We start from the raw sequence: 14,064 nt of genomic DNA on the forward strand, positions 1-14,064 counted from the left end.
AGACATCTATATTCTACCGTGACATTATGACACAAAAGACCGATTATCCTATCGGGCTATCGCGGTTTGCAACAAAATTTTAAGTTAGGTGTTCCTCAACTTTTGCAACTAATTCATTTGTCCAATGGTGGACAAGTTCAGCATTAGCGGCCTCTACCATAACTCTAATTACGGGTTCTGTTCCCGAAGCCCGAACTAGGATTCTACCATGATCACCCATTGCTACTTCGGCTTTAGCGATCGCTTGTTGGACAGGTTGACAACTTTCCCATCCTAAGCGTCGTTCCCGATCTAATACTCGCACATTCCGTAAGATTTGCGGATAGGTTTGGAAACTTTGATCTACCATTTCTCCCAAAGAAAGATTAGCCTCTTTCACCACCGCTGCAATATGCAAAGCTGTTAATAAACCATCTCCAGTCATGGCATAATGACTACAAAGGATATGTCCCGATTGTTCTCCTCCCAACATTCCCCCAGTTTTCTGCATTTCCGCTTGCACATATTGATCACCAACAGCGGTACGAATTAATTTACCACCTATTTGTTCCCAAGCTCTTTCAAAGCCTAAATTAGCCATAACAGTGGAAACTATCAGATTATCTGGGAGTTGTTGTTTTTGTTGTAAATGGCGACCCCACAGGTAAAGAATGTAATCACCATTAACGGATCTTCCCGTATTATCCACAGCTAAAACCCGATCTGCATCGCCGTCAAAAGCAAAACCCATATCGGCTTGATTGGCGACTACAGCGGCTTGGAGAATATCCAAATGTGTAGAACCGCAATTGACATTAATGCGATCGCCATCTGCCTCATTATGTAAACAAATGACCTCCGCACCCATTTCTGTAAATACCGCAGGTGCTAAACCCACCGCTGCACCCCAAGCTAAATCTAAAACAATCTTCATGCCTTGGAGAGTCAGTCCAGATGCTAAAGGTGTTTGGATAGACTGGCTATATGTTTTAATTAACTCTGTTCGTGAATAATGTCTGCCGCAATTATTTATGTTCAAATCGGGGGATAATTGACCTCGTAATCCCGCCTCAATTTCCCCTTGTAGGGCTTTGGATAACTTTCCACCCTGGGCATCAAAGATTTTAATTCCATTGTCTTCTGGGGGATTGTGGCTGGCGGAAATCATGATTCCCCCAATGGCATTGGTGATGCTGGCCAGATAGGCTACACAAGGAGTGGGGCATAATCCCAAATACCACACTTCTAAACCAGCAGCGGTTAACCCAGCACTCAAAGCCATGGCTAACATATCACTGGAGTTTCTGGAGTCTTGTCCGAGGATAATTGGTCCTAGATCAGTGGCATAATTACGGAGGACAATTCCCGCCCAAAAACCCACTTTTAAAGCCAAAGGTGCATTCAGTAAGTCTCCCACCTTGCCGCGAATGCCATCTGTACCAAATAAAGCATTGGTTGGTAGTGGTATGGAATTGAACATCCCACTATTTTCAACTTCGGAAATGCAGCCTTGAGTTCGAGCCATTGATGAAACCATAAATTTAAAAACTCCACACAATCACACAGGAGAATAGCACTTTCTTCCATCATTCTTGACGTTAATAAAACGCCAAAGGAACTCATTGCTTAATTATTTTTAATATAAATTCTCATCAAATAGTTTTAATCTTACGTTTTAATGGGGTTTTTTCACCATTACGGACAAAAAACTTTCACAGTTAATTTTTTTACAGTTGAGAATTTTAATATGAGCAGCAATTTAGCAAGCAAATTACGCGTGGGTACAAAGAAAGCACACACAATGGCAGAAAATGTGGGTTTTGTCAAGTGTTTTTTAAAGGGAGTTGTGGAAAAAAACTCCTACCGCAAGTTGGTTGCTAACTTTTACTTCATTTACTCCGCTATGGAAGAGGAAATGGAAAAACACAAGCATCACCCAATTTTGAGCAAAATTTACTTTCCTGAACTTAACCGCAAGCATACCTTGGAGCAAGACTTAACTTACTACTATGGTTACAATTGGCGAGAGGAAATCAAATTATCTGCTGCGGGTGCGGCTTATGTAAACCGGATTCGGGAAATTTCTGCGACTGAACCAGAATTATTAATTGCTCATTCCTATACCCGTTATCTAGGTGATTTATCCGGGGGACAAATCCTCAAAAATATTGCCCAAACGGCGATGAAATTGGGTGAAGGTGAAGGAACTGCTTTTTATGAGTTTGCAGATATTACCGATGAGAAGGCATTTAAGGCTAAGTATAGAGCCAATTTAGATGCTATGCCTATTGATGATACTACAGGCGATCGCATTACTGAAGAAGCAAATGCCGCTTTTGGTGTGAACATGAAGATGTTCCAAGAGTTGGAAGGTAATTTGATTAAAGCCATTGGCATCATGGTTTACAATGCCATGACTCGGAAACGGACAAAAGGTAGCACTGAATTGGTAACTGCTGATTGATACTCTAATGAGATACAAACTTGAATTATGAAACTCTTGTAGTGCGGGCATCTTGCCCGCTACATAAGTAACTCATCACACCGGAAAGTGTTTGAAAAGTTGCCGGCGATTATAAATCGCTACTACACCTAGGGGTGTAATAAATTAGACTTTTCAAACACCCCCTTAGAGAAAGAAGCAGAAGCAGCCGCAGGGAGTAGATGGTAGATTTCTCCAACTGACAACTGACCTAAGTAGGTTGGCGTTGAAAATTGTCGTTATAGCAAGGCAATAGGCAATAGGCAAGAGTAAAGAGTAAAGAAGTTTTCAGCGATTTTACGTTTCTTTACACAGTTTGGTTTTATTGTGTTCACCTACTTATTTCACAAATTTAGGCATGATTTCCGCAGCCGTGAATAAGCCAGAAATGCCGCGTTGATGCAATTCCTGAGCGGCTTTGAGATAACCAAAGGCAGGACCACAGACATTAGCGGCCATGCTGGTTTCATCGCCTAATGTAAAGGTGTGAGTGGATATCTTCCCCTCAAAGGTACGTCCTGTAATTTTCACATTGGTACTTAGGGGCTTTTTGGAGTTGCGGGTATCAACAACACCACCAACTGTGACTCTATCCCGTGAACAAATTCCCGCGACTTCTAGCATGACATCATCGGCGTGTTCCATATTTACCAAAGTTAACACACCATTAGTTTGATCGAGTAATGCTTCTACTTCTGCGTCAGTCATGGCTCTAGCGGCTTCTACACTATAACCTGGCATATGACCAATATCTTCCCGAACAGTGGCGCGGTAGGCTTCCCAGTTAGCAATTCCCACACCAAAGGTAATTTCCACGTTGTGAATTTCGGCGTAACTTTGGGCAGCTAAAGCGGCGGCGGCGGTTAACAGTCCAGGAGTAGCACCACAGCCAGTCATGTATGTAATTCCCGCTGCTTGCAGTTCGTCTTTCATGGCCAGGAGTTGTTCGACTGCACTGGTGCGTTTAATGGCATCTACCAGAACACCGCGCCAACCTGCTTTAATGAACTCTTTGGCTACCGAGGGAATAAAGTCATTAGGAAGGTTGGGTAAAGCCAGAAAATAACCATCTACAGGTTGACCGGTGGCGATTAAATCCTGAATACTGCTATTGCTTAATGTCCCAACTGGTTCTAAATAACCGACTGTACCTTGATTTTGGTAAGTGGTAATACAAGCTTGGGTATTTAAGCCTTGGGTGGAATAAGCGTAGCCCTTTTGGTCTGCGGCTGCAACTAAGATCATTTCTCGTTTGCTGACGAGGAGTTTTGCTGCTGCTTGTCCGAGTCCACCAAATCCCAGGACTCCGACGCGAATAGGTTGGTTTGTTGGTTGTGTGTTCATAGTTAGTTTAGTAAGGTGGCATAAACCTAAATTTTCAGATAAAACCACTATTATATCAATACCTTTACCAAATTAAAAAAATATTGATTTATGGATTGGGTTGTGGAACGTTTACAAAGCAATAGCATGAAACCCAACACAGCAGAAAAATGGCCAAGGTATTGAGGGTTAATTATGCTTGATTTACATTTTTTCGGCAATAATTACCAATTGTGAAAGTGAGATTACGGAATGTGGGATATAGGTAGTTCACTTAGTTTCCATCCAATTATCCCCCGCATGAATATCAACGACTAAAGGAACAGATAAAGAAACAGCATTTTCCATTACCGACTTAATTTGTGGTTGCAATTGGGACCACTCTTGGGGAGGAACTTCAAAGACTAATTCATCATGAACTTGTAACAATAACCGCGCTTGATAGTTCTTCAGAACTTCATGTAATTGCACCATTGCTATTTTGATAATATCCGCACTAGAACCTTGAATTGGTGCATTGGCAGCAGAACGGAGTAACCCAGCATCATATTGACCTAAATTCTTTAATTTCTGCAAATTAATATCCTCTAACTTACTACCTTTTAACTGCCGTAAACTATTACTAGTAAATTCAAAATAACGTCTTCTACCCAAAATAGTTTCCACATAACCATAAGCAATAGCTTCTTTTTTCACTTTCTCCAAATATGCAAAAACATTAGCGTATCTTTCATTAAATCGCTCAATAAACAATTTCGCATCTATCGGATTTATTCCCGTTTCTCTGGCAAACTTTTGCGCTCCCATACCATAAATTACCCCAAAATTAATCGTCTTCGCAAAACGTCTTTCATCTGAACTAATATTTTCTTTCTCAAAGACTAATTTTGCCGTTACAGTATGAATATCTTCATTTTGCTGATAGGCTTGAATTAATACAGGTTCTTGACTCAAATGCGCCAAAATTCTTAACTCAATTTGTGAGTAATCAGCAGCTACCATTAACCAACCTGATTCCGGTAAAAACGCCTTTCTAATTTGTCGGCTAAAAGCAGTCCGAATGGGGATATTTTGTAAATTGGGATGAGAAGAAGATAACCTACCCGTAGAAGTTGCAGTTTGGTTAAAATCAGTATGTAATCTTTGGCTTTTGGGATGTACCAAAGCTGGTAAAGCATCTACATAGGTAGATTTTAATTTTGATAAAGTCCGATTTTCAATAATCGCTTCTACAAATCCAGTATTATCAACTTCTTGAAGTTTTTCTAAAGTTGCAGCGTCTGTAGAATAACCAGTTTGAATTTTGCGAGAATATTTGGTACTTAAACCTAATTTCTCAAAGAGAATATGACTCAGTTGTTTAGGAGAACCTAAATTAAATTTTTCCCCAGCAATTTCGGTAGCTGTTATTTCTAACCTTGCTAATTCTATTTCTAACTGCTGTGAAAGTTCTTTGAGATAAGCTGAATTAATGCGAACTCCTGTATATTCAAGTTCCGCTAAAACTGCTTCTAACGGTTGTTCAACTTCATTCAACAGTTTATATAAAGTTGGCGTTTCTGCTAACTTCTCCCGTAATTTTGGTACTAAGCCAAATGTGGAATAAACATCCATTCCGCAATAATCAGCAACCGCAGAAATACTAATATCAGCAATAGTTTTCCCTTTGGGAACTAAATCTCCATAACTTTTTCCACTTAATCCCAAATATCGCAAAGATAAATCAGTTAAATTATGACTGCTATCGGGATTAATCAAATAACTGGCTAACATAGTATCAAACACCACTCCAGCTAAATTAATGCCTTGACACCGCAGAATTAACCGATCAAATTTAGCATTTTGTAAAGCTTTGGGATAATCAGCACTTTCCAAAATTGGCCGCAGTGCTGCTAATACCAAATCTCGATTTAAATTATCACCGTTTTTATGACCAATAGGAATATAAGCAAGTTGATCTGATTCTGTTCCCCAACAACAACCAATTCCCACTAAATCTGCATCTCGTGGTTCTAGTGCAGTAGTTTCTGTATCCCAAGCAACGGGATTTTCTGGATTTGTGAACTTTCTTAAAAGTTCTACCAATTCCGTTAATTTAGCTTCTGTATTAATAATGCGTGGTTGAATTGGTGAAGCATTTTGTTTTATTTCTTGTGCTGTGTCTTCTGCACTAAAAAACCATAAATCATCGTCTGTTTCGGCGATTATTTCCGATACTTTATTTTCTACAACTTCTCCACCAAACTTTAGTTGAATCTCATTAATTGTCTCTAAAAATCTTTTAAATTCTAATTTCTCTAAAATTGGGATGAGTAAGCTATTATCAAAACCTGTTAATTGACAATCTTCCCAATCAATTTCTAAAGGAACATCACAAACTATCTTGGCTAAATAGCGAGATTTTTCCGCGTCTTCTTTACCAGTAATTAGTTTTTTCTGAGTTGCACCTTTAATATCATCTATAGCTGCATAAATTTCTTCCAGGGAATTATAAGTATTTAATAGTTGTACTGCTGTCTTTTCACCAATTCCTTTTACTCCCGGAATATTATCTGATTTATCACCACATAAGGCTTTAAAATCAACAACTTGTGTCGGGAATACTCCTAATTTTTCTTTAACTTCTTCTGCTTTAAATTCAGCAATACTATTTGTAGAACGTTTTAAAGCTTCTGGAGTAAAATTTAAAACTGTAATTTCTTTATCAGCATCAATTAATTGAAATAAATCTCTATCCCCAGAAAGTATTTTAACTCGATACCCAGACGCTGCGGCTTTTTGTGCTAATGTTCCCAATATATCATCTGCTTCATAACCAGGTGCAGTAAGTATAGGCAAATTCAAGCTTTGCAGTAACTCATAGAGATTTTCTAAGTCGGGAATAAAGTCTTCTGGAGTTTCTGCACGTCCGGCTTTATAAGTATCATCAGCTTGATGACGAAAAGTAGGTGAACCTAAATCAAAAGCCACAGCTACTGCTTGGGGCTGTTGTGTAGCGATTACCTCTAACAAACATTTAAAAAAACCAAAACAAACACTGGTAGGAATGCCAGCTTTTGTACGAAGTCCACCATCTCTACCTTTAGCAAAAGCAAAATAGGAACGAAAAGCTAGTGAGTGTCCATCAATTAAGATGAATGTAGGCTTGTTGATAACTGAAGAATTAAAAGTCAACTGCTTAACCGAATTGGGAAACTATAATCTATTTTAATTTTTTTTATGCGTTATGTTGAAGAAGCTAAGTCACCATTTTTTGATCCAGTGATGCTTTGTTGAAAGCTCTTCATCTCTATGTTCCAGGTATCGCTCCCCCAATCGCTTCAGAAAAACCTACCCTTCACTGCTCTTGCGCCCATGCAAGATGTGACAAACCTGTGGTTCATGAAAGTTATTGCCCACTACGGCAGTCCTGACTACTTCTTTACCGAGTATTTCCGCGTCAATGATACCTCACGGCTCAATTCTAAAATTCTGGCAGCAATTACCGAAAATGATACCGGTCGCCCTGTTTTTGCACAAATGATTGGCGAAAGTATTCCCGATTTAGTGAGAACAGCAAAGGAACTCTGCAAATATAATATCGCGGGAGTAGATTTAAACATGGGCTGTCCCGCGCCGAGAATCTATCGCAAAAATGTTGGCGGTGGATTGCTGAGAGAACCGGAAAAAGTCGAGCGGATTTTGGGAGAACTGCGTGCTGCTGTGAATGATAAACCTTTAACCGTGAAGATGCGCGTAGGCTTTGAAAATACAGATAACCTTTACGAAATTCTCGATATAATCAATCGCCACAATATTGATTTGCTCAGTTTGCATGGTCGCACGGTGAAAGATATGTATCACGGGGAAGTTAAGTATGATTTGATTGCGGAAGCGGTAAGACGGGTGGATTGTCCAGTACTTGCCAATGGTAATATCAACTCGGCGACAACTGCCCTGGAAGTGCTTTCGCAAACGGGTGCAGCGGGTGTGATGGTGGGACGCTGGGCAATTGGCAATCCTTGGCTGTTTAATCAAATTCGCCAGGCTTTGCGAGGAGAACAGATCACACCTGTTCCTTTAGTAGATGTACGCAATTATATTGATCGTTTATGTCAAACTCCCACAGCCTCAACTATGCCAGAGCGAGCGCGGGTAGGCTACCTGAAAATGTTCCTTAACTACATTGCTTTAAGTGTTGACACTGAAGGTAATTTCCTGCGGCTGATGAGACGGGCGCAGACTGAGGTAGAACTGTTTAACCTCTGCGATCTCTTTCTCCTTGCTGATCTGACAAAAACGTTAGCCCTAGCACCGCAAAGCGGAAGTCAAAAGTCAAAAGTCAAAAGTCAAAATTAATATGGCGTAAGCTTTTGGCGATTGAGAATGGTTATTTTATTTACGCCGTGCTGTACTAGCACCCTCTTTGGGCGTGTAATTATGGCAACTATTTAGTTTGGATTTATCAGTACAGCATAGAGACAATACCTTGAAAGTGTCAACTACTCAGTTTCAACTTCAAATTCCTCACCACTGGGAAATTTAGACTTATCAATTTTTAAAGCAGCCTCTTTAATTAAATTTGCTTTTGCACGAGTTTCTAGTATTTCTTGATAATATTCTTCAGGTGTTAACCCATAATCTCTCTTGACATAGGCAATTTTATCTTTAATGCAGTCCTCAATCATTAATTTGACATCAGCGAGATAGTAATCTTCATTGAATGATTTAATATGTATCTTATGAGTTATGGAAGGAACTGCGAGTTTTTTTAGACCTCTTGCTTCTTTTAATACCCGACTCCCTAATAAATTGTCATCAACATCAGAAAAAGTAAAAATTGTTTTGCCTTTTGTATTTCTTTTTAAAGCTGGTTTAAATCCTATAAAAATATCAACTGATGGGAATACATTGGTCAAAAACGAAAAATTATCCATTGTTATTTCCTGCTGGTTTCTGGTAATTGTCTATTCTAATTTTTTTCTCCAGATTTAATATACAACATAGTGATTTAAAGGTTTTATATCCAACCGAAAATTACTCTCGCTTATCATAAAATATTCTGTATGTCAATAGTATATTTGTTCTATATAATTCTTTGGACAATTGCTGTCTAAAAATTCGTCTCGGAACTTGCTGTTAATTTGTAAAGTTTTGTATTATTTTTCGGGATTTATTTCTGCAATAACCATAAATAAAGGCTTTTCAAAATAGCCTTGTCAGTCAATTAGAAAATTGACAACAATAACCCAATTATGAAATTCTCGATAATTGTAGCAAACTCTCAAAAGTATTGCAAGCTCGTTGCTAAATAAAAATTATTCTCAATTAATTCTTAAGAAAATCTAAAGCTGAATTATCATAAGTTATGAATATTAAAACTATTATTGGGTTTCTATAAGTTTTAGTTATATTGTAATTGGAAGTCCCTTAGTTAACAAATTATATTCTTGAGGGAATAAATCCTGATTCTGCAGTAATGCGAATCAGTTAAGTAGGTTAGCATTGAAAATCGTCGTTATGGCACTAGGCAAGAGGCAAGAGGCAAGAGGCAAGAGTGAAGAGGGTTTGGGCGATTTTACTTTTCGTTAGATATTACTCTTCGAGAAGCCGCTTCGCGTCTACGGTTTTTTTCCGTTCACCTAGTTACTTGCGTTTATCAATGAAATGACTCATTTCTAGGGCAAATTTGGGATGGTGTTGGGTTAAATGAGCTATTTATACCCGTATAATTTTAAACAATACTAAAAACTGTGGAGTTTATGGATACAATGCCTTTAAATCAGAGTCAAGACGAAAAAGATATTAAATTGTTGGTTTTAGATATAGATGGGACAATTGCGGGACAATCCAATACTCTCAGTCATCCTGTCAAGGAAGTGATTGCTGCTGTACAAGCCAAGGGAATTAAGGTAGCTATAGCCACAGGAAGGATGTATTGTTCAGCTTTGCGGTTTCATCAAGAAATTGGCTCTACGCTGCCTTTAGTAGCTTATCAGGGAGCTTGGATTCAAGATCCAAATACTCAGGAAATTCACCGTCATTTATCTGTATCTAGAGAAATTGCCCTGCAACTCCTAGAATACTTTGAACAGCCAGATTTACAATCGCTCCTCTCAGTCCATTTTTACATCAACGACCAGCTTTATGTGCGAGAAATTACCAAAGAAACGGAAAGTTATCAACAACGCTGTGGTGTGAATGCTATTCCCGTTGGTGATTTACGTCAATTATTAGATCATGAACCCACTAAAATTTTAGCTTTGTGTGATGATGCGAGTCTAATTCAACAACTTTTGACTAATTTACGCCATAGATATAAACCCACAGAATTATATATGACAACATCTGTAGCCACCTTTCTAGAAGCAGCTAACACTCATGTTAATAAAGGCAATGCTGTCCGTTATCTAGCTGAAGAAATGCTAGGTTTAGAAAGTCATAATGTCATGACTATCGGTGATAATTTCAATGATGTAGAAATGCTTAGTTATGCTGGCATTAGTGTCGCTATGGGTAACGCACCAGACCAAGTGCAAGCGATCGCTGATTGGGTAGCACCTAGTGTAGAGTTAGATGGTGCAGCCATAGCAATGGAAAAATTCTTACTTTAATTAAAAATCCAAAAATAAGAAAAGACACCGACGACTGGCCGTGTTTCGTCTCGGTGTCCTTCCTAATTTCGCTCCTCACACACCTGTGATTGTAGTCGGAGATATTTATTTTGTCAAGAGAATTTCTCAAAGTTTTTGTAAAATTCCGACAAGATAGAAAGATAGGAAAGATAGATCCCCGACTTCTTTGAGAAGTCGGGGATCTGAATTTTTGAATTTTAGCTATTAAAGTTCTACAGGTGCAACAATTCCCAATTTGTCTTCTAACACAGACCTTAAAACCAATTGAGTCGCTATCAGCAATCCTAATCTTGCTTGAGCTAATTCTGGATCATGAATTTTCACTTCCCCCCAAATCCGACAATTACACCAAAACCGCTCAAAAGCTTGACTCAAATTCTCACCTGCTTTTGACCAGTTAATGGAACTACCACTATCAGCACAAACCAAATCATCTACCACTTTGACTAATTGGTAAATCAGAAAACTCTCATCAGCGTGATTAAGGCGAAGTTTTTGATCACAATTGAGCCAAGATATAGGGTTAACAGATACAAAACCTTTAATATTTGTCCTATCAAGTTCAATTAATCCTTCCTTTTCTGCTATACACAACAAAGAACAGCATCGTGAATGAGCGTGTTGAATTTTAAAAATTGTTAATGAGTTGGTTAATTGGCGATTAGGAACAGAAATTTTACTTTTTGCCTGTTCACTTTGTTCTAGTGAGCATTCCTCATTTCCGCTGACAGTGAGACAGTGTAACCAAGCCGCTAAGGTAGAGTCAACGAGTTCTATATGAATCCAACCGGGGGGAACTACTTTAACGTTAAATAAACTAGCACTATTTCGGGATAAATGCTCAACAATCGCCTGAGCAATTTCCATCGCTGGTGAATTCTGAGATTTTGATATGCTCATAGCCATACCAGAGATATATAAAATTTTCTGATTATATCCTCCCTGATAGAGAGGAACTTTTTTCCCTTTTATGCTTGTAATTTCCCCACTATTGGTAAAAATACTGAAGAAAGACACTAAATATCCAGTTATTAAATGCTCAATTGCTTTATTTTGAGCTAAAAGTAGTCTATAACACACGTATTTCTTTGTAAAAAATTTATGGTGTGCATCATTTTATCCTGTTCCATCTATCTTCAGACAGAAGTTTAGTCTATGTAAGGAAAAATGAGAGTAGGATAAAATTTGATGAATAATGTATAAAAAATGGGTAATCTTTACTACCCTTGTTGTACAGTAGGAAGTATAAGAAAAAATAGAGAGCAATTTAGCTTTCTATCCCATTGGAGGGCTGACGCTGTTAGGCGTTATGCCTACCCCGTTAACACAAAGACACTCCTTGCACTTTTCTTATCACGTCTTTGTTCTCAGCCAAACACTCTTTGTTACCTATGCAATCTCAATCCTCCTTTTCCGAAGCTTCACGTCCTTTCTTAACTTGGCAGCGAATCCTTGACTGGGCCCAAGAACACTACCGCTGCCGCACCTTCAGTAAAGATGAGCGGATTCCAGCTAGACCTGGTTTGCTCTATTTAGTCCAAAGAGGTGCTATTCGCATGGTAGGAACTGCCCAAGTCAGTGCTACTGCTAGTCAGTTAACATCTAGACGGATTAACAGAACTCCAGAAGAAGCTTTCTTGGGTTTTGTGGGAGCAGGTCAACCTTTTGAAATTGTTGCTCAGTCTCCATTTACACTCCAGTCCTACGCCCACGTTGACCAAACAGCAGTGCTGTGGATGTACTGGCATGACCTAGACAACTGGCCTCACTTCCGCCGTGAAGTTATGGATGCTTTTAGATATCAGCACCAGCGCAAGTTGCTATGGTTGAGTGCTTTAGGACAACGTCGCACAATTGACAGACTCTTAGGATTTCTCACCCTACTGATTGAGGAATATGGAGAGCCTTCAATGAGCGAAACTGATCCTGATGTCATTCGTGGTTATTCCTTGCCCTTCCCCCTCACCCATGCCCAAATAGGCAGCGCCATTGGTTCAACCCGTGTTACTGTCACTCGTTTAATGGGTAAATTACGTCAACGGGGCTTAATCCTGACCCAAGGAGATAATCTGATTTGCCTACCCGCTGAATCTATCAATAGAGTCAGCTAGGATCTAGTTCAAATCTTTAATGAGCAGCAAATTGATAGATGTTGACTGAGAGCTTGCCACTCTCGGACACACCAATGGCAGGTATCGGCGGATTCTAACTAGTCCAAATTGGGTAATTAGTTCTGTGAGCCTGCTCCTCATAATATCTCGCGGTAAGTCGGAAACTCAGGGGCTTTAGCCCTGAGAGTGTCAATTTCACCAATCTGTTTGACCACCACAAACAGATTTTGGGTAATCGGGTATGAAATGAAGATGTCCTGGACAAAAAGTTCTCTAGTGCCGCATTTATGATGAAGGCACTCATAACGCTAGATCGGCAAATTGGGGCCACCCACCTGGTTCCAATTATTGATCTCGGCTTTTGGTATCATGAAAACTCAGGCACTTTTCCAGGTTATAGATAATTCTTTTTTCTTTCTTCCTCCTGACTCCTTTTATTTGATTCTGACAAATCCAGCTTTTTCAATCAGTTCTTGACCTTGAGATGTAACTAACCAATTTGCATACACTTCCCCGGCTTGTTGATCTGATTGACCATTTTGTTTTATGATCACAAATAAATTGCGGGTGATTGGGTAGTTGCCATTGCGAAAGTCTTGAGAATTCAACTGGTTAGGCTTGTTGGCACATTGAGATTGAGTTATTTTTGGTTGTTGGTAAGGTGCTATTAATTGCTCACTTGTCCGTCCTATTGGTAGGGATTTGATTGTACATTGAGGGACAATCTCTGGAGCAGAACCATAATAGATAGCACCAGGAGCAATAGCTACTTTGCGGATAGCTTCTGTGGTTGTACCAATGTAATTAATATTGTTGCCAAATTTATCTTTATTGAGAACGTTTTCGACAAAAAAATCTACTGTGCCACCGGCTTCTTTGCTGCGAGATAGGGGAATAATGGGTAAATTTGTACCACCTACTTGTTGCCAGTTAGTAATTTTGCCAGTGTAAATATCTTTAAGTTGAGAAACTGTTAATCCTGGAATATTTAGGTTATGATTAACAGCGATCGCAATTCCATCAATGGCTACAGTAATTTCTTTTAAGCTAAATCCTTTGGTTTTGGCAGTTTCGTTTTCTTCTGGTTTAATGGGACGAGAAGATTGAGAAAAAGCTAGTTGATTTGCTATCAACATTTTAATCCCAGTTCCTGAACCTGGTTTTTCGTTAATGGGTTGGGTATAACGTAAATCAAACTGAGGACAACTATTTTTGAGGACTGAGTCTACATCCCGACGGATAGGAGCCCATGTTGTACTACCACTATAACTAAATATACCTTGTGGTAAATTGGGGATTTTACAATTACTGACTGGTGGCGGATTAGGGTTAATAATGTTGTTACTGGGGTTTTGAGTGAGATTCTGATTAGCAGAGTTAGTGGTACTAGAATTATTGTTAATTCGCCCCCAATGTTCCATTAAAGAAAGCAACAGCAAAACCAAGCTTAATCCAGAGGTAAGAACAAGAGATAAGAGCAGTGACAGAGTTTCTTTTTTTTGAGACATGGGTGGTTTCCTTAGTGCTTTTTTTCTAAAGAATTGAAGACATTAAT

At 39.1% G+C, this 14,064-nt stretch carries 10 protein-coding genes; 4 read left to right on the top strand and 6 right to left on the bottom strand.

The annotated features are described in order from the left end of the window. Positions 1-79 precede the first annotated feature (79 nt). Positions 80-1,516, bottom strand: a complete 1,437-nt coding sequence (glmM, locus tag HGD76_RS20940) for a phosphoglucosamine mutase (protein WP_168696921.1) — start codon at positions 1,514-1,516, stop codon at positions 80-82. A gap of 210 nt (positions 1,517-1,726) precedes the next feature. Between glmM and HGD76_RS20945 the strand changes: the two genes are divergently transcribed. Further along, positions 1,727-2,443, top strand: a complete 717-nt coding sequence (locus HGD76_RS20945) for a biliverdin-producing heme oxygenase (protein WP_168696922.1) — start codon at positions 1,727-1,729, stop codon at positions 2,441-2,443. 357 nt (positions 2,444-2,800) lie between these two features. Here HGD76_RS20945 and bioU read toward each other — a convergent pair whose 3' ends face one another. Together bioU and polA are read right to left on the bottom strand one after the other, a co-directional pair. Next, a complete protein-coding gene (gene bioU, locus HGD76_RS20950) occupies positions 2,801-3,805 on the bottom strand; it encodes a (S)-8-amino-7-oxononanoate synthase BioU (RefSeq protein WP_015081028.1) in 1,005 nt (334 codons plus the stop codon). A 249-nt stretch (positions 3,806-4,054) separates the two neighbouring features. Next, a complete protein-coding gene (gene polA / locus HGD76_RS20955) occupies positions 4,055-6,958 on the bottom strand; it encodes a DNA polymerase I (RefSeq protein ID WP_168696923.1) in 2,904 nt (967 codons plus the stop codon). 117 nt (positions 6,959-7,075) lie between these two features. Between polA and HGD76_RS20960 the strand changes: the two genes are divergently transcribed. Next, complete coding sequence (locus HGD76_RS20960; RefSeq protein WP_168696924.1) at positions 7,076-8,122, top strand: tRNA dihydrouridine synthase; 1,047 nt, start codon at positions 7,076-7,078, stop codon at positions 8,120-8,122. 143 nt (positions 8,123-8,265) lie between these two features. On the opposite strand, the gene HGD76_RS20965 is transcribed toward HGD76_RS20960, so the two are convergent. Beyond that, entirely contained in the window at positions 8,266-8,700 is a 435-nt protein-coding gene (locus HGD76_RS20965) for a hypothetical protein (RefSeq protein ID WP_015081031.1), read from the bottom strand. Positions 8,701-9,525: 825 nt separating this feature from the next. Between HGD76_RS20965 and HGD76_RS20970 the strand changes: the two genes are divergently transcribed. After that, a complete protein-coding gene (locus tag HGD76_RS20970; protein ID WP_168696925.1) occupies positions 9,526-10,377 on the top strand; it encodes a Cof-type HAD-IIB family hydrolase in 852 nt (283 codons plus the stop codon). Between the two features lie 225 nt (positions 10,378-10,602). On the opposite strand, the gene HGD76_RS20975 is transcribed toward HGD76_RS20970, so the two are convergent. Further along, positions 10,603-11,415: a DALR anticodon-binding domain-containing protein gene (locus tag HGD76_RS20975; protein ID WP_325064815.1), complete on the bottom strand. Its 813-nt coding sequence runs from the start codon at positions 11,413-11,415 to the stop codon at positions 10,603-10,605. Positions 11,416-11,789: 374 nt separating this feature from the next. On the opposite strand from HGD76_RS20975, the gene HGD76_RS20980 reads away from it, so the two are divergent. Next, the gene (locus HGD76_RS20980) at positions 11,790-12,509 is read left to right on the top strand and encodes a Crp/Fnr family transcriptional regulator (protein ID WP_015081034.1); all 720 of its coding nucleotides are present in this window, start codon (positions 11,790-11,792) and stop codon (positions 12,507-12,509) included. Positions 12,510-12,943: 434 nt separating this feature from the next. Here the strand turns inward: HGD76_RS20980 and HGD76_RS20985 are convergent, their stop codons facing one another. Continuing rightward, positions 12,944-14,017 carry a PstS family phosphate ABC transporter substrate-binding protein gene (locus HGD76_RS20985; RefSeq protein ID WP_168696927.1) on the bottom strand — a complete coding sequence of 358 codons (1,074 nt, stop codon included), beginning with the start codon at positions 14,015-14,017 and terminating at the stop codon, positions 12,944-12,946. Positions 14,018-14,064: the final 47 nt, after the last annotated feature.

The sequence above is a fragment of the Dolichospermum flos-aquae CCAP 1403/13F genome (assembly GCF_012516395.1).
Lineage (GTDB): Bacteria > Cyanobacteriota > Cyanobacteriia > Cyanobacteriales > Nostocaceae > Dolichospermum > Dolichospermum lemmermannii.

Coding starts and splice junctions, on each gene's coding strand:
- HGD76_RS20945 (WP_168696922.1), top strand. CDS start 1,727: ATGAGCAGCAATTTAGCAAGCAAATTACGCGTGGGTACAAAGAAAGCA.
- HGD76_RS20985 (WP_168696927.1), bottom strand. CDS start 14,017: ATGTCTCAAAAAAAAGAAACTCTGTCACTGCTCTTATCTCTTGTTCTT.
- HGD76_RS20960 (WP_168696924.1), top strand. CDS start 7,076: ATGTTCCAGGTATCGCTCCCCCAATCGCTTCAGAAAAACCTACCCTTC.
- bioU (WP_015081028.1), bottom strand. CDS start 3,805: ATGAACACACAACCAACAAACCAACCTATTCGCGTCGGAGTCCTGGGA.
- HGD76_RS20980 (WP_015081034.1), top strand. CDS start 11,790: ATGCAATCTCAATCCTCCTTTTCCGAAGCTTCACGTCCTTTCTTAACT.
- HGD76_RS20970 (WP_168696925.1), top strand. CDS start 9,526: ATGGATACAATGCCTTTAAATCAGAGTCAAGACGAAAAAGATATTAAA.
- glmM (WP_168696921.1), bottom strand. CDS start 1,516: ATGGTTTCATCAATGGCTCGAACTCAAGGCTGCATTTCCGAAGTTGAA.
- HGD76_RS20965 (WP_015081031.1), bottom strand. CDS start 8,700: ATGGATAATTTTTCGTTTTTGACCAATGTATTCCCATCAGTTGATATT.